The sequence below is a fragment of the Pseudomonas syringae pv. coryli str. NCPPB 4273 genome, assembly GCF_000972175.1.
Lineage (GTDB): Bacteria > Pseudomonadota > Gammaproteobacteria > Pseudomonadales > Pseudomonadaceae > Aquipseudomonas > Aquipseudomonas syringae.
Genome location: NZ_AWQP01000025.1, coordinates 19156 through 35667 on the forward strand (window position 1 = coordinate 19156; position 16512 = coordinate 35667).

A 16512-nucleotide genomic window follows, 5' to 3' on the forward strand; every position below is an offset into this window, starting at 1 on the left:
ACTTTGTTAACCGTCTGCAGAGTGCGCTGAAAATGCCGATATACACCTATGCAGAGGGCATCTCAATTCCATAAAGTTTTTATGGCGTTATGCCATATTTACTCATAAGGAATCCGGCTATGAAATGGTTTTACAACGCAAGGTTGTCCGCCAAGTTGTTTATGGCTTTTGCTCTGTGCGCGCTTTTCACCCTCGGGGTGGGCGTAATAGGCAGTCGCGGCATCAGTGCCCTGTCCAGCAGCCTTGATAACGTGTTTACCAACAGCTTGCTGTCGGTTACAAAAACCGGCGAGGTCAAGGCCTCAGTCATTGCTCAGAACCGTGATCTCTATCGTTTATTGGCCGCCATGGCAGGCAATGCGCCGCAAAGCGTCAAGGACGATATTCTCGCGAGCATGACCGCCAACAAGACTCAAGCTGAAAAGAGCTACGCCACTTACAGGGCTACGCCGCTTGAAGATGACGAGCGCGCTGCCGGTGATCAGATGGACAGAGACTGGCCTGGCTATCAGGCACTCATCGAGCGGGCCAAAGGCACTGCCCTGTCCGGGGATATTGCGGGTGCGAGAGCGATCATCGACGGTGATGTTCGCAGCGGTTACCTGAAGGTCATGGATCAGCTGACCACCATCGTCAATTCCAATAATCGTCAGGCGGGCGAGGCCGCTGTGGCTTCCGACCAGACGCAGGACGCTGCGCAACGAAATCTTTACATCGGCATAGGTTTGTCATTCTTTGCCGCGTTTGTGATGGGCCTGTTCATAAGTCGCGCTATCAGCACGCCAATCAATACTGCGGTGACCAATGCCCGGCGAATAGCCAGCGGTGACCTGACGCTGCCGATTGCCAGTCAATATCACGACGAAGCCGGCATGATGCTGGTTGCACTGAGTGATATGCAGGACAACCTGAAAAGCACGATCGGGCAAATATCCAGTGCTGCCGACCAGTTGGCCTCGGCGGCTGAAGAGCTGAATGCCGTGACTGAAGAAAGCAGTCGCGGTCTGATCCGTCAGAACGATGAGATTCAGCAAGCCGCTACGGCGGTGAACGAGATGACCGCTGCGGTCGAAGAGGTCGCGCGTAACGCCATGTCGACGTCGGAAGCGTCCCGACAGACCAGCACCGACGCGGCTGCCGGTCGTGATCAGGCCCGTGATGCGGTGAATGCGATCAATACCGTCAGTGCCGAGATCAGCAGTTCGACCACCATGGTCGAAGAACTCGCCGGGCGCGTCCGTGAGATCGGGCAAGTACTGGACGTGATCCGTGGGATCGCCGAGCAGACCAACCTGCTGGCCCTCAACGCTGCCATCGAGGCCGCACGTGCAGGCGAGCAGGGGCGCGGTTTTGCTGTAGTGGCGGACGAAGTGCGGGCGCTGGCCGCTCGAACCCAGGCGTCCACCGGCGAAATCGAAACCATGATCGGCAGTGTCCAGGCCAGTGCCGATCAGGCCGTGCGGGCCATGGGCAACAGTCGCACCCTGGCCAGCAACACGCAAACCCTGGCTCAGGCCACAGGGCAGTCGCTGGAGCGCATTGCGCAGAGCGTCGCCGAGATCAACGACCGCAACATGTTGATTGCGACAGCCTCCGAAGAGCAGTCCCACGTTGCGCGCGAGGTGGATCGCAACCTGGTCAACATTCAGGACCTCTCCGCCCAGACCGCCGCAGGTGCGCACCAGACCAGTGCTTCAAGCCAGGAGCTGTCGCGTCTGGCCATTTCCTTCAACAATCTGGTGGGCAAGTTCAAGGTCTGACGCAAGTCTCAGGCCGTTGTGTTCGGCAGGCGCTTCTGGAAAAAGAAGCGCTTGTTGCCGGGCGGATAGTCGTCAATCTGGCCGAACTCGGTGTAACCGTGGCGGCGATAGAAATCGGGGGCCTGGAAGTCGAAGGTATCCAGCCAGATTCCCGTGCAGCCCTTTTCAACCGCCAGATCCTCGGCCATCTGCATCAGACGCGAGCCCATGCCTTGCCCACGGGCCTGTTCCGGCACGACCAGCAGTTCGATGAACAGCCACTCATAAAGAATGCGAGCGTGCAGGCCGCCGAGGATTTCCCGGGTTTGATCATCGCGAATGAACATCGCCACTTTCTCGGACTTGCCGTCGCCCGCCTGCTCGGCGTTGAAACGTTTCAGTGGTTCCAGAATCGCCAGACGATCCTCTTCCGTAGGGTTGGTGCTGACGTCAATGTGAATGCTCATGCGATGGCTCCCAGCCTTGGTGTGCGCCGAGATTAAAGTGGCGGGGGCGCGGCGTAAAGCAGGATCCTGCGGGATGTCATTTCACGCGAAGCACACGCAATTACGTCCGGCACGCTTGGCCGCGTAGAGGGCATTGTCAGCCGCACCAATCAGGTTCTCGGCACTGGTCAGAGGCGCTGTCGCACAGGCCACGCCGAGGCTGATGGTGACCAGCGCGTTTTCGCCCAGCACCGGGTGCGGCAACTTGAGCTCGGCAACCGCGCTCTGCAGGGCCCCGGCCACTTCTCGGGCCTGCACGGCATCGCCGATCATCAGCACCAGCACCTCTTCGCCGCCGAACCGGAACGCCACAGCACCATGGTCATGCGCGCTTTGCTGGACTTTCTGACAGAGCAATCTGAGGCAGGTATCTCCTTGCGGATGCCCGTAGTTGTCGTTGTAGGATTTGAAGTGGTCGATATCCAGCAGGATGATGGCCACGTTCGCCGGCGTATTGCGAGCGTGCTCCCAGACGGAGGTCATCACTTCGTCCTGGTAGTGTCGATTGAACAGCCGCGTCAGCCCGTCGGTACGCGCGAACTCCATCAGTTGCACTTGAAGCAGGCGTCCGCGAAGCGCAAACAGGTAGCTCATACGGCCTGCCCGCTCCAGAAAGTAGGAGGCCATCAGCAGCAGTGCCACTGTCGAGACGAACAAAACGGCGTTGGCCTGCCAGATCACGAAGTCGGCAAAGTCGGCGATGTAAGTGGTCACCAGCTGGATGATCAGCATGCACGACATGGCGACAGCGGCATGGCGCAACGGCAATTGCTGGATCATGGTGCAGTAGACCATGATCAACAGCATGCCGAGTTGATAAAAGATTTGATAAGGGCTGTCGCTGTGAATCATGACCAACAGCGGCATGAGCGAGCACGCTACCGTGGCGAATGCAGCGATCGTTTCCATCGCCCAGCGCGTGGAAACCCGTTGAGCCAGCATCAACAGGGCGATAAACATCGGCGTCATCAGGCACAGACGGCCCACGGCTACATAGAAAAATACATCCCGCAGTATCAACCAGTCGCTGATCAGGAACAGGTTGTAGATCAGACTGCCGCCAATCCCTACCGCCGTCAGGAACTCGCGCCGCGGTAGCCGGGTTTCGTCCTGATAGCGTTGCTCAAGAACACGGCTGAAGCGTAACGAGCCAACACCTGAAGCGATCGTCTGCTCGACCTCGGCAAGGAGTTGCGCATCTTCAAGATTGGGGCGTTCAAGGGCAGAAACGAGCATGTGACACCGGTACATTAACATCGAGAGACGTAGGACATCATGAGTGATGTCTTAGTGCTATCAATGTATCGTGCCGCCAGTCCAAAGTCGACCGATGGTGGCTAACGGCGTGGCCTGGGTGACAAATGGCCGCGTGCTGTCATCACTGAAAACATCTCGCAGCAATGCGCGAGATGGCCTTTAGACGGGCGTTTTTTCTGTCGCAAACGCCCTGTAATTCAATCTGCCACCATCAGACGAAATGTCTTAAACCCGTCTACGCTTGTGTCGATATATACGTACAACCTCACTATGGGTGCCGTCATGTTCAACGCTCGCTTGAAAAAGGAATTACAGGCACAAAAGGCCGAGTTATCCATGTACCGGCAGATGCAGAAAGGGATGGATGCGCAAATGGTCTGTCTGACTCTGGACGCCAGCTACCACATCGTCCACGCCAATGAAAACTTTCTCAGCGCGCTTGGCTACTCGCTCGAGCAAGTGCTGGGCAAGGATCTCGACCACTTGGTGCCTACTTACGTCAAACAGCTGGATTGCTACCGCAGTCTCAAAGTGGCGGTGCAAAAGGGCGAGTCGGTCATCGACAGGTACCGTTTTCTGCATGCCGATGGCCGGCTGGTGTGGATTCGCGCCCTCTGGCAGCCGGTGCTGGATGAGCAGGGCAGGCTGATGACGTTGCAATGCTACGGATCGGACATCACCCAGATTGTCGAAACGGCTGCCGAGAACTCTGCGTTTATTCAGGCATTGTTGCGCTCGACCGCCGTGATCGAGTTCGATCTCAGCGGCCAGGTATTGACCGCCAACGATCAGTTCCTGCGCGGCATGGGTTATAACCTGGCGCAGATCAAGGGCAAGCATCACAGCATGTTCTGTGATTCGGCAGAAACCTCTCAGGCGTCGTACCGGGAATTCTGGGCGATGCTCAACCGTGGCGAGTTCGTGGCCGGGCGCTTCAAGCGTATCGACAGCAGCGGGCGTGAGGTCTGGCTGGAAGCAACCTACAACCCGGTCCACGATGCTCAGGGCAAACTCTACAAGGTGGTCAAGTTCGCCACGATGGTGACCGACCAGGTGGCCCGCGAAGAAGAAGTCAGTCAGGCCGCCAGCGTGGCGTTTGAAATCTCCCAGCAGACCGACGTCAGCGCTCAGCGCGGCGCGGATGTGGTGCAGAACACTGTAAAGACCATGCGCAAGATCTCCGAAGAGATGCAGTCGGCCTCCTCGGGCATCGAAGCGCTGGGCAAACAGTCATTGCTGATCAATTCCATCGTGCAAACCATTGGTGGCATTGCCCAGCAAACCAACCTGCTGGCACTCAACGCCGCCATCGAAGCTGCGCGTGCCGGTGAGCAGGGCAGGGGCTTTGCCGTAGTGGCTGACGAAGTCCGCCAACTGGCAGGCCGCACCAGCGCCGCAACCGAAGAAATCGTCAGCGTCGTGCAGCAAAATCAGTCGCTGGCCGATGAGGCGGTACGCGGCATGGCCAACAGCCGCACCCAGGCGGAGCAGGGCCTGGTGCTGGCCAACGAGGCCGGCGCCGTGATCGTCGAGATTCAGGAGGGGGCCAAACAGGTGGTGGGCGCCGTGGGGCGGTTTGCCAATCAGTTGAAGTAGTTGGGAAATGGCCGGTCCTTGCAGTCTGGCCATTCCCCGCTCCTATCCTGTGCCCTATATCAAGCGGGAACTACTTGCCGGACAAACGGGATTTTCTGCAGGAGGTAAACCATCGCTCCGCTCGCTGTAAGAATCGCAATCGAGGTAAGGGGAATCGCAAGCCACGGTGTGGTGAAGTTATAGCTGATGCCATTGATGTCGAACCAGAACATGACCAGGACGTGGACCAGGTACACGCCGAAATTCAACTTGCCTGCCCAGATCAGAAAAGAACGAATTCTCCCGCTTTTCAGAAACACCCGATTGAACAAGGCACGTAACAGGATGAACGAACTCAATGCTGCCAAGACGACAAAAGGCGACGAGTACACATAAAACGTTTCATCCGCATGGCCTACGGAAATCGAGTATTGCCACGTAAGCAGGGCGGTTGCCGAGACACAAACAGCCCAGGTTACAGCAGCCAGCGACACGAGTGCGTCCGAGCTTCTCACTCGGTGATAAATCAGCCCTCCCGCGACGATGTACCCTGCGTACAGAGGCAGAAAGCCCCAATCCACACCCAGATAGCCTTTCTGGTTAAGAACGTAAAACAAGGGCACGATGCTGCTACCGATGAACCATCCTGCCATGGCCAGTACTGTCGAGCTGGTATTTTCAATTTTGAAAAAACCAATAAGGACCGGCAGAAACAGATAGGCCCCGATCAGTGTGTAGAGATACCAGAAGTGCGCTACCACAGGGCCTCTGAGGATCCTTAACACCCAGTCATCGAAGGGCGTGCCCGTGTACTGAAACCAGGCCAGGTAGACGATCGACCATACGAAGAGTGGCAGGGTGACTCGCCAGATTCTTTTCAGGCTGGCTCTCGCGCTGGTTTCCTTGGTCAGCAGCAGGGCGCCACTGACCATGAAGAACAACGGAACAGCGGCTCTCGAAATGCTTTCATAGAAGTTCACGGCCCACCAGTTAAGGCCCATGGACAAGAATCCCTTGGCAGAGACATGAATCAATATCACCATGAAAATGGCCGTGAAACGAACACCGTCCAGTGATAGATCGCGCTCTCTCTGCACATCCGTTGTGACTGAAATCATGCAACCGCTCCCTGGGCCGAGCAGACTCTCGACGCACGCTATTATGAGGGTTAGTACCCGTTGTTTTTTCCGGGGAGAACAGTAATACATTGTCGATACAATAGCCCGCTATTATCACCGTGGCAGTGCGTTAGATAAAAATAAGGTGCTGTTGCACGACAAGGTTCGAGGTGTCAGTTATCGGTACGTTTTTATAAGTGTACCGTTAGTTACTGTTTTGGCCGTGCCGGTGGGCGCCATCTCGAACCCGAGGTGAGTCAATAACTGCAGTGACCTGACTCATGTGATCGTCTCTTAAGAGCATGTGACGACTCATTCGGTCAGGACGCGACGGGAAAAGAGTGTTCGCTCTTTAACGTGGAAGCTTGCGCAAGCTGAGTGAGTAGCAGCAGTTCATCTCAGCTAACCGCAACAGCCCCCGCCTTGCCAGCCTCCACCACAAAACCCTTGAGCGTCGACACGCTCGCCGCAGGGTCCAGCACATCCGATACCACTTGAAAGCGGGTCTGCATATGCTGTTCGTTCAGGTCGACGGCCACATAGCCGCGTTGACGGCTGTCGAAGAACTTCACGTGTGGGTTGAGGCCGAGAATGCTGTTGAAGGCTTCGAACGGTGGCCCGCTGGAGGTTACCCAAGTGCCGACGAATTCGGTGGCGACGATGGCTGAGTCCGGATTGCCTGCGTCGGCGTGCAGGTCGGTGGTCCAGAACGAATGGATATCGCCACCCCAGAACACCGGGTTGCGGGTCTGGTGGCGTTGCAGTGAGGCCAGCACGCGCTCGCGGGTGGTCATGTAGCCGTCCCAGCCGTCGGTCCAGTGGCCCTGCGCCTGGGTCTTGAGATCGCGCTGTTCCAGTGGCGCGACCAGCAAATCCTGGGCAATGACATTCCACTGGCCGGGAGACTCGGCGAAGCTGCGGTCCAGCCAGGTTTCCTGTTCCCAACCGAGCATGGTGCGTTTCGGGTCACGCAGATCCGGGCAGTCGCTGGGCGCGACGTGACCTCGACGGCTGCCGTTGGCCTGGATGCAGGGTTGCTCGGAACGGTACTGTCGACCGTCCAGCACGTGAAAACGTGCCAGACGCCCATAGTCGAGGTTGCGGTAGATACGCATCTCCTGTCCTTTGGGCAGGCTGCTGGCGCGCAACGGCATGTGTTCGTAAAACGCCTGATAGGCGGCGGCCCTGCGGCGCAGAAAGCTGTCCACCGGTACGTTGGGGTCCTGTGACCACTGGGCGGCGTAGTCATTTTGCACTTCGTGGTCGTCCCAGGTGGCGACGCTCGGCGCACAGGCGTGCAGCGCTTGCAGGTCGGGGTCGGTCTTGTACTGCGCGTATCGGTTGCGGTAGCCCGCCAGATCCATAGGGTCAGGTGTCGCGTGGTGACGCGGGAACCGAGTGTTTTCCGGGGATACGTTCATCTCATAGATGTAGTCGCCAAGAAAGAACACCAGGTCCGGGCGCTCCGCGGCCAGGTGTCGATAGGCGCTGAAGTACCCGGCCTCCCAGTGCGAGCACGACACGAAGCCGAACCGCGCCGAGACCATCGCGCTTGCCAGCGGTGCAGTGCAGGCCTGCCCGACAGCGCTTTGCGCCCCCAGGCTCTCGAACTGATACCAATATGGACGTCCAGGCTGCAAGCCGCTCACTTCGACATGCACCGAATGGGCAAGGCGTGGGTGGGCGGTGGCCTGGCCTGTGCGGACTACGTGAACCATGGCTGCATCGCTGGCGATCTTCCAGCGCACCTCGACAGGTTTGTTCAGCCCGCCATCGCCCGAAGGCGTCATCACCTTGGGCGCCAGACGTGTCCATATCACGAAGCCGTCCGGCAACGGATCGCCAGAGGCCACGCCGAGCGTGAATGGATAATCGACCCCCGCGCTGCGCGCAAACGGGCTGAGGATCGACAGCAATGTTGCACCGGCGACTCCGGTAATGATGCGTCGACGGTCCGGGTTGAAATCTGTCATGACGTGACCTCTGACGATGCGTATTCCGAGCGCAACAGTCCGAACAGCAGCATGTTCTTGAACACACCGTTTTTCAGAAATGCCTCTCTGGTACAGCCCTCATACGATAGCCCGCACTTCTCCAGGACCCTGGCGCTGGCAGGGTTGTCGCTGAAGCACTGGCCGGCGATGCGGTTGAGGTTCATGTCCGTGAAGCCATGCCTCAGCAAGCCTTTAGCCGCTTCGCAGGCATAACCCTGATTTTGGTATTTCTTTCCTGTCCAGTAACCCAGATGGCCGCTGCGATGCGATATCGAAAGGCGCAGCGAGACGATCCCGGTCAATTCTCCGGTTTCCTGAAGGTGAACCCCGAGGCTCACCGTCTGACCGGCGGCGTACTGGTCATGGGTCTCGGCGATGAATGCCTGCGCATGCTCAAGGGTATAGGGGCTGGGCAGTGCAGAGGTCATGGCCGCAATCGTTGGCTCGTCGGCCAGGCGTGCGACGGTAAGCGCCTGTTCAGGCTGCAACGCGGCGAGCAGCAGACGCGAGGTTCTGATAGTGGGCAGCGGGCGACTCATCCGTATTTTCCGTCGGGTTGAATGCTCAAACGCTGGCGCGTTGTTATGGCATTTCCGTGACGGCCTGAAGAATCATTTAAGTGCCATGAGATGTACAGGTAACAGCCATGTAACGGTCATGTATCGGTCTTGTAAAACAAGCCGGTCAGTCACGTTCGGTTGCTAGATTCTCGGCCTCTAACAAGAAAGCGAGAGGCTGGCATGAGAACGTGGGACGAACCTAAAAAGCGCAAGGCGCACATCGAACTGATCCCCATGATCGACGTGATGATGTTCCTGCTGGTCTTTTTCGTATTGGTAAGCCTGAACGTGATTCCGGCGTTGGGGATGAAAACCCAGTTGCCGAGTGCCAGCAGTTCACAGCAGCTCAAGCCGCAGAACAAATCGATCCTGACGCTGGGGCTCAACGGCGAATTACAGCTCGACGGCAAGTCGACCACGGTCGACGCCCTGGTGCCTGCCTTGAAGGCGCTGGAAAAACCCGACAGCAAAACCACGATCATCGTTAACAGTGACAAGGGCGTGGAAGTCGCCCGTCTGGTCGAGATCATGGACACCCTGCGTCTGGGTGGTTTCACATCAGTCTCCATCGCCACGCGCAAATCCTGACCATGTATTTCCTGTTTCGTGTACGTCAGTGGCTCGGCGGCTTGCCCGCGCTGGTGGCGCTCATCGCAATTGTGATCGGTGTGCAGACCCGTCCGCTGAAAATGGAGCCGGTCTACGACGAATCTGCCGTGGAACTGGCGCTGATCGAGCCCGAGCCCGAGCAGCCCGCGCCCCAGCCATTGACGCAGCCTGAACCGCCACCGGTACAGCCTGACGAGCCGCCACCTCCGCCACCTCTAGTCGAAAGCGAAGAGGCCGAACCGGAGCCACCGCCACCGCCACCGCCACCGCCCAAGCCCGTTCCCAAGCCAAAACCCAAGCCGGAGATCAAGCCAGAACCCCGGCCTAAGCCCTTGCCCAAACCGGCAGTGGCAAAACCCGTCGAGCCGGTTCAGGCACCCAGCAAGCCGATCGCCAGCGCCCCGGTTGCGCCGCCGTCACCGCCTGCGCCACCCGCAGCGCCGAAGGTCGACACCCAGGGTATGGAAGGTGGCTACCTCAAAGGACTGCGCAGCGAACTGGACGGTTACAAACAATACCCGACCGGCCGCCAGGCCTCACTGGAGCGCCCGAGTGGCGAGGTTGTGGTGTGGTTATTGGTCGACCGCCAGGGGCGGGTGCTGGACTCCGGCATTCAGACCCAGGCCTCCAGCATGCTGCTCAACCGCGCAGCCGCCAACAGTCTGCGACGCATCAAGCAGGTCAAGCCGTTTCCCGAGCAAGCCTTTGGTGGACGCAGCGAACAGCGCTTCACCGCCACCTTCAACTACAGCGTGCAATAGCACTGACAAGGAACAAAGTGATGAAGTTTTCCAGAATTCACCTTGCGTTGGTCGCCGCGGGCATGAGTCACGGCATGGTTATGGCCGACTCGAGTCCCAGTGATGTCGGCACCATTGGTGTGCAAGGCAAGGCAACGGTTGGGGGTGGCTACATGGTGCAGGAGGAGAGCATCAAGGCGCGTTCCACTGTCACCAAAGAAGCGCTCGACAAGCAGACTGCAACAGGTAACGCGATCGACAAGCTCAAGTACACACCGGGCCTGAATATCTCCAGCGAAGACGCCACCGGTCTTTCCGGTTTCAAATTCACCATGCGCGGGCTCAACTCCGATCAGGTCGGCATGTCGGTGGACGGTATGCCGATCAACGACTCCGGTAACTACGCGCTGTATTCCAACCTGCTGGGGGACCCGGAAAACATCGATCAGATTTTCGTGACTCAAGGCTCTGCCGAAAGTGACGGCCCGCACATCGGTTCCAGCGGCGGCAACATCGGTATCGTCACCATCCGGCCTACCAAGGAAACCGGCGCATTCGTCAAGCAGGTGGCCGGCAGCAACGGCACTTACAAGACCTTCGCGCGACTCAACACCGGAGAAATCAACGGGCTGAGCAACTGGCTGTCGATGTCTCATACCGAAGGTCAGAAATGGCGCGGCGATGGCGCGGTGCGTGCCGACAAGGTGGAGTGGAACAGCTTCTTCGACATGGGCTCGGGCAATACCGCCAACCTGATCCTCAAGTACCACGAGCAGGACAACAACAGTTACAGCCAGCTCACCAAGAGTCAGTTCCAGCAGAACGGGCGCAAGTTTGACCCTTATCCTTCGACGCCAGCGCTGGGCAGCAACGGCAAACTGTCCAGCTACTACGAGCTGGCGCAGAACCCGTTCCAGACGTTCACCGGCGTACTCAATACCCAATTCAAACTGGCCGACAATCTGTCTCTTTCCGTCATCCCCTATTATTTCTGGGGTAACGGCAGCGGCGTGAACAGTTCTTCCTATGCGCTCAACCGCGGTTCGAACCAGAACGGTGTATTCGACCTGAGTAACCTGCCGACGGCGGCGGCCTATAACGCAGACGGGTCATCGACCACTGGCGTGTATTACCGGCCTTCGCGCACCCAGACCTGGCGTCCGGGCATCACCACCAAGTTGAACTGGGACGTCAACGACGAGCACAGCGTACAGGTCGGCTACTGGTATGAACGCGCGCGCCAGTCGCAGACTCAGCCTTTCATCCGTCTGAAGAGCAATGGCAAGCCTGAAAGCATCCAGCCGGATTCGGACTACATGGTCGATGCCAACGGCAACGAGATCCAGGGCCGTGACCGCTATACCGTAACGCCTGCACAAAAAGTCTGGGCTCAGGACACCTGGTATTTCGCCCCGGACTGGACGCTGGTCGGCGGCCTGGCCTTCATGAACGTCGAACGCGAAGGCACCAACCACGGCAGCCTGACCGAGCGGCCGGAAAAACGCGACCAGACCTACAACAAGCTGTTGCCGAACGTCGGCCTCAAATACCAGCTGGATGAGCGCGACCAGTTGTTCTACAGCCTGTCGCGCAACATGCGCGTGCCGCAGAACTACGTCCTCTATGACCCGGGCACCGGCTCCATCGACAGCAAGCCGGAAACCAGCTGGAACCACGAACTGGGCTGGCGCTACACCGAACAGGACATGACGCTGGCGGCCACACTGTTCTACCTGCAGTTCAAGGACCGTCAGGTGTCATCAAAAGACGTCAATGGCGACTTTGCCGACATCAACGCCGGTGCAGTCGACAACAGCGGTCTGGAACTGGAATGGAGTGGCCTGCTGCCGCACCATTTCAATTACTACACCTCGTACACCTACACCCGCGCCAAACAGAAAGATGACCTGACCGTCTTCAATAACGGCGCCGCCATCGAGCTGCCCACCAGTGGCAAGCAATTTACCAACGTGCCGAAAAACATGCTGGCCGCCAACATCGGCTACGACGACGGCAGTTATTACGGGACCTTTGGCGCCAAGCTCACCAGCAAGCTGTATGGCGACCTGACCAACGACGAAAGCATTCCGGGGCGCACCATCTTCAATCTGGGCGCAGGGATCTACCTTCCGGTGGACAAGAAAATCGTCAAGGACGCCACCTTGCGTCTGAACGTCGACAACCTGTTCGACAAGCAATACCTGGACGGCGTCTACACCACCAAAACCAACGCGGGCACTTACAGCGGTTTCCGCGATGGCGACCCGGCTTACATCGTCGGGGTCGAGCGTACCGTTACCGTTTCTCTTGAAGCCAATTTCTAATCTTCATTGACCAGAGGTCCGTGCCATGGACATGAATCAGCTTCACGACATCACGTTCTATGTGATGTACGCCGCCATCGCGATAGCGATCTTTGTCGCGATCGAACGAGGCATCTACTTCGCTTACGTGCGTCGCCAGTCGCGGGCGCTGCAAACGGCACTCGGTGCTTCGGTACACAGTGAAAAGGATCTGCCGGAGACGCTGACACGCCGGACCAGCCTGCCACTGGAAATGGTCCTGCCGGTGCTTGCGCAAAAAAATGCGCAGGGCTCGCGCAGGGATCTGGATGACGTCATCGAAACCCAGTACCTGAGCACTCGCGCACCGCTGGCCCGCAGCCTCTGGCTGATCGAAACCATCACCACCGCTGCGCCATTGTTGGGCTTGTTGGGGACGATTCTGGGCATCATCGACACCTTCAAGGCCCTGGCCAGTGCCGGGGTGTCCGATCCCGGGCAGATTTCCGCCGGTATCGGTACAGCGCTGTTCGCGACCGGGCTGGGTATTGCAATCGCCTTGTTTTGCGTGGTCTTTCACAACTACTTTCAGGACAGCCTGGAACGTATCAACGACCAACTCAAGATCCTGCTGATCCGCGCTTCCAGCGGAGCACGTGTGCATGACGAGGCCGAGCATCCGGTTGCGTCGGCCCAACCGAAATACCGGACGGCCTGATCCAAATAGCGGCGCGTGCTCTGGCATGCGCCATCTTGTCTGTGTCTGGCGATGAGGCTCGCAATGCCCTTTTACCCTTCGTATCGTCGACTGTCCCTGAGCTACCGCGCCGTGATCGCAGCGTTACTGCTGGGCAGTTCGTGCGCGCAGGCAGACTTCGCCATCCCGGGTTTCGAACTGGTACACACTGTGCCGGTCGGTTCTGACCTGCAGACGCCTGACCTGCGAGCACCCGGCGAGGTCTGGCGCGAGCTGTTTGACGGGGCTCGCCAGCGTATCGACATCGAACAGTTCTATGTCGCAGACCACGCAGGCTCGGTCATGGACAAGGTGCTTGAAAGCCTGACGGCAGCCGGGCAGCGCGGAGTGAAAATCCGGTTTCTGCTGGAAGAAAAAGGCCTGAAACTTTCCGACCCGCAGACCCTTGAGCGACTGCGCGCCATCCCCAACCTCACCCTGCGCGTACTGCCCTACGCAAAGCTCACGGGCAGCGGCATCATTCACGCCAAATTCCTGATCGTGGATGGCCGACAGGCGTTCATCGGCAGTCAGAACTTCGATTGGCGCTCACTGGAGCATATCCATGAAACCGGCCTGCGCATTGACGAGCCGACCGTCGTGGGCCAGACGCAGGCCATATTCGATCAGGACTGGCTTGCCCAGGCTGCCATTACCGAGGGCAAACCGGTTCCGGTGCCGCGCCCGGTCGATAGCACATCGCCCAACGGCAACTACCTGATCGCCAGCCCGCAGCGCTACAATCCGCCGGGAGTTGTCGACTCCCAGACCGAACTGCCCCGTTTGCTGGCGCAAGCCAAAAGCGAGGTTCGTGTCCAGTTGCTGGACTACGCGCCCCTGTCCTACGGGCCCGACAAAACCCGGCCTTACTATGCGGTCATCGATAATGCCCTGCGCAGCGCAGCCGCCCGCGGTGTGTCGATCAAACTCATGGTGTCCGACTGGAACACCGGCATGCCTGAAGTCGCCTACCTCAAGAGTCTGGCCCTGGTGCCCAACGTGCAGGTGCGCATCGTCACATTGCCGATGGCGGCTCAGGGTTTTATCCCCTATGCGCGCGTGATCCACAGCAAGACCATGGCTATTGATGATCAGGTTGCCTGGGTAGGCACCAGCAACTGGCTGGGCGGCTACCTCGATAACTCGCGCAATCTGGAAGTGGTGATGCACGACGGCTCGATGGCCAAACGCATCGGCCAACTGCACGAGCAGCTTTGGGATGGGCCGTACGCCAAGCCCATCGACATCAATCGCGACTACCCGGAGCCGCATCCGGGTAAGCCTTGACAGTAAGCAGATGGGTAGCCGAAAGGGCAGGGCAGTGTTAGTGAGGGGGTTGAAATGAGCTTGATCGTCCGTGCCATGGCAGACAGTGACTGGTCTTCGCTGGCTGGTATGTTTGAACAACCGGTATTCCGTTGGTGGACGCTTCGTATGCCGCACCAGTCAATCAACGACGTAAAAAAGCTTGTCGAGAGTCGAAGTGCTTCTGGGCTGTCCCTCGTTGCCGAGTGCGATGGCATGGTTGTCGGCTGCGCCATGCTCTATCGTTTTCAGGGGCGCAGGCAGCACGTAGCTGATTTCTGGATGGGGGTTGCAGACAGTCATCATCGTCAGGGCATTGGTGACTTGTTATTGAGCGAGCTCACCGCCACTGCCTCTCGATGGATGAATTTAAAGCGCCTGGAGCTTACTGTTTTCGTCGATAACAAGCCTGCTATCGCACTGTACGAAAAGAATGGCTTTGTCATAGAGGGCACGCACAGGAAATTCGCCTATCGAGATGGCGAGTACATAGACGCTTTCAGCATGGCAGCAGTCTACTGAAGTCTTTTAAAAGACCCTCGGAATGCAGCCTGCGTGTTATCAGGTACGAAGTCGGGGCCGTGCAGCTCATCGCTGACATCCAAAGCGGTGCGTACCAACGGCGCCCATAAACCGCTTGAGCTATTCCACGCAGCGCCGGCCCAGCGTGTATCACCCATGAGCTCTGACTTGCTCGATTCCATCGTTCTCTTAAGCGGCATATCCACATTTTCCAGGCTGACTTTTCAGACAAACCCTAGGCCCCTTTGTCCGCTTCAGCCACAATGACAGCCTTTACCCACCAGCCTGCTGTGGGCTGTAAAAGGATTGGTGCTACTGATGATGCTCTCTTTCAAGCCATGGTTGCGGGGCCTGGCGCTGGTTTTGCCACTGGCTGCGTTACTGACCGCGTGTGACAAGTCCGACAAATCTGACAAGCCGGTGACGCCGTCTGCGTCGCCGCACACCACGTATAGCCAGGCTGGCTGGGACGCGCTGCCGGCGGTGTCGGACGCGGATTTGCAGGCCGGTTTTGCCTCGTGGCGTAGCGCGTGTGTTCGTTTGAAAGCCGATGCAGTGTGGGGGCCGACGTGTGCGGCGGCTGCGAGTCTTGCGGCTGCGCCGGATGCTGCGCAGATTCGCACCTTTTTGCAGGAGCAGTTGCAGGTCTACAGCCTGCGCGCCGACGGGGGCAGTGCCGATGGTTTGATCACCGGCTACTACGAGCCTGTTTATCCGGGCAGCCTGACGCAGACCGCCACGGCCAATGTGCCGGTGTATGGCATTCCGGACGATCTGATCGTGGTCAATCTGGACAGTATTTACCCAGAGCTCAAAGGCAAGCGTCTGCGCGGTCGGCTTGAGGGGCGGGTGCTCAAGCCTTACGACGACGCTGCGACGATCAGTGCGCAGGGCTTGAACGCGCCGGTGATTGCCTGGCTGACCGACCCGATGGATCTGCAATTCCTGCAGATTCAGGGCTCGGGGCGCGTGAGTCTGGAGGATGGCTCGCAGCTGCGTCTGGGCTATGCCGATCAGAACGGTCGTCCGTATCGCGCGATTGGTCGCTGGCTGGTAGAGCAGGGGCAGCTGAAGAAGGAAGACGTGACCATGGGTAGCATCGCGGCCTGGGCCAAGGCGCATCCGGAGCGGATCAGCGAGCTACTGGCGAGCAATCCCAGCTACGTGTTTTTCGCCCGTAACCCCGACAGCAACGAAGGCCCGCGCGGCTCGCTGAATGTGCCGCTGACCCCGGGCTACAGCGTGGCCATCGATCGCAAGGTGATTCCGCTCGGCAGCCTGCTCTGGCTCTCGACGACGCGGCCGGATGGCAGCAGCGTGGTGCGTCCGGTTGCTGCCCAGGACACGGGCGGTGCGATTGCCGGTGAAGTACGCGCCGACCTGTTCTGGGGGACCGGCGATGAGGCGGGCAAGCTGGCTGGCGACATGAAGCAGAAAGGCAATATCTGGCTGTTGTGGCCCAAAGGCATGCCGTTGCCTCAGTCCGCAGAACCAGCCCCTGCAGCAAACTCGGCTTCAACCAGTCACTGAAATCCCTTCACCTCGATAGCTACCGTCCTGCTCAATGGA

General features: G+C 58.6%; 13 protein-coding genes and 3 pseudogenes. 11 read left to right on the top strand and 5 right to left on the bottom strand.

Going from position 1 to position 16512, the window contains the following annotated elements; genetic code table 11:
• Positions 1-119 precede the first annotated feature (119 nt).
• Together P406_RS30500 and P406_RS30505 are read left to right on the top strand one after the other, a co-directional pair.
• Positions 120-902, top strand: a pseudogene (locus tag P406_RS30500) (MCP four helix bundle domain-containing protein); the annotation flags it as partial.
• Positions 897-1760: a methyl-accepting chemotaxis protein gene (locus P406_RS30505; RefSeq protein WP_419746842.1), complete on the top strand. Its 864-nt coding sequence runs from the start codon at positions 897-899 to the stop codon at positions 1758-1760. The pseudogene P406_RS30500 and the gene P406_RS30505, both read left to right, overlap by 6 nt.
• An 8-nt stretch (positions 1761-1768) precedes the next feature.
• On the opposite strand, the gene P406_RS12700 is transcribed toward P406_RS30505, so the two are convergent.
• Both P406_RS12700 and P406_RS12705 read right to left on the bottom strand, forming a co-directional pair.
• Positions 1769-2206, bottom strand: a complete 438-nt coding sequence (locus tag P406_RS12700) for a GNAT family N-acetyltransferase (RefSeq protein ID WP_046236354.1) — start codon at positions 2204-2206, stop codon at positions 1769-1771.
• 81 nt (positions 2207-2287) lie between these two features.
• Complete coding sequence (locus P406_RS12705) at positions 2288-3481, bottom strand: GGDEF domain-containing protein (protein WP_046236355.1); 1194 nt, start codon at positions 3479-3481, stop codon at positions 2288-2290.
• A 393-nt stretch (positions 3482-3874) separates the two neighbouring features.
• On the opposite strand from P406_RS12705, the pseudogene P406_RS30510 reads away from it, so the two are divergent.
• Positions 3875-4513, top strand: a pseudogene (locus P406_RS30510) (PAS domain-containing protein); the annotation flags it as partial.
• 150 nt (positions 4514-4663) lie between these two features.
• A pseudogene (locus P406_RS30515) lies at positions 4664-5098 on the top strand (methyl-accepting chemotaxis protein); the annotation flags it as partial.
• 59 nt (positions 5099-5157) lie between these two features.
• Here P406_RS30515 and P406_RS26805 read toward each other — a convergent pair.
• From P406_RS26805 to P406_RS12725, 3 genes are all read right to left on the bottom strand, one after another.
• Positions 5158-6195 (bottom strand): acyltransferase, encoded by a 1038-nt coding sequence (locus tag P406_RS26805; protein WP_050554434.1) that lies wholly within the window; start codon positions 6193-6195, stop codon positions 5158-5160.
• A 398-nt stretch (positions 6196-6593) separates the two neighbouring features.
• The gene (locus P406_RS12720; protein WP_046236356.1) at positions 6594-8168 is read right to left on the bottom strand and encodes an alkaline phosphatase D family protein; all 1575 of its coding nucleotides are present in this window, start codon (positions 8166-8168) and stop codon (positions 6594-6596) included.
• Positions 8165-8728 (bottom strand): GNAT family N-acetyltransferase, encoded by a 564-nt coding sequence (locus P406_RS12725; protein WP_046236357.1) that lies wholly within the window; start codon positions 8726-8728, stop codon positions 8165-8167. Before P406_RS12725 ends, P406_RS12720 begins: the two co-directional genes overlap by 4 nt.
• Before the next feature lie 201 nt (positions 8729-8929).
• Here P406_RS12725 and P406_RS12730 point away from each other — a divergent pair, with 201 nt between their 5' ends.
• The 7 genes from P406_RS12730 to mltA all read left to right on the top strand — a co-directional run bounded on the left by P406_RS12730 (position 8930) and on the right by mltA (position 16473).
• Positions 8930-9337: an ExbD/TolR family protein gene (locus P406_RS12730; protein ID WP_046236358.1), complete on the top strand. Its 408-nt coding sequence runs from the start codon at positions 8930-8932 to the stop codon at positions 9335-9337.
• Between the two features lie 2 nt (positions 9338-9339).
• A complete protein-coding gene (locus P406_RS12735; protein ID WP_046236359.1) occupies positions 9340-10119 on the top strand; it encodes an energy transducer TonB family protein in 780 nt (259 codons plus the stop codon).
• 20 nt (positions 10120-10139) lie between these two features.
• On the top strand, positions 10140-12422 hold the full coding sequence (locus tag P406_RS12740) for a TonB-dependent receptor (RefSeq protein ID WP_046236360.1): 2283 nt from the start codon (positions 10140-10142) through the stop codon (positions 12420-12422).
• A 25-nt stretch (positions 12423-12447) separates the two neighbouring features.
• A complete protein-coding gene (locus P406_RS12745; protein ID WP_024649231.1) occupies positions 12448-13098 on the top strand; it encodes a MotA/TolQ/ExbB proton channel family protein in 651 nt (216 codons plus the stop codon).
• A gap of 63 nt (positions 13099-13161) precedes the next feature.
• Positions 13162-14403 carry a phospholipase D-like domain-containing protein gene (locus tag P406_RS12750; protein WP_046236361.1) on the top strand — a complete coding sequence of 414 codons (1242 nt, stop codon included), beginning with the start codon at positions 13162-13164 and terminating at the stop codon, positions 14401-14403.
• Between the two features lie 54 nt (positions 14404-14457).
• Positions 14458-14943 carry a GNAT family N-acetyltransferase gene (locus P406_RS12755; protein ID WP_046236362.1) on the top strand — a complete coding sequence of 162 codons (486 nt, stop codon included), beginning with the start codon at positions 14458-14460 and terminating at the stop codon, positions 14941-14943.
• A 318-nt stretch (positions 14944-15261) separates the two neighbouring features.
• The gene (mltA, locus tag P406_RS12765) at positions 15262-16473 is read left to right on the top strand and encodes a murein transglycosylase A (protein ID WP_046236363.1); all 1212 of its coding nucleotides are present in this window, start codon (positions 15262-15264) and stop codon (positions 16471-16473) included.
• The last annotated feature ends 39 nt before the right edge of the window (positions 16474-16512 follow it).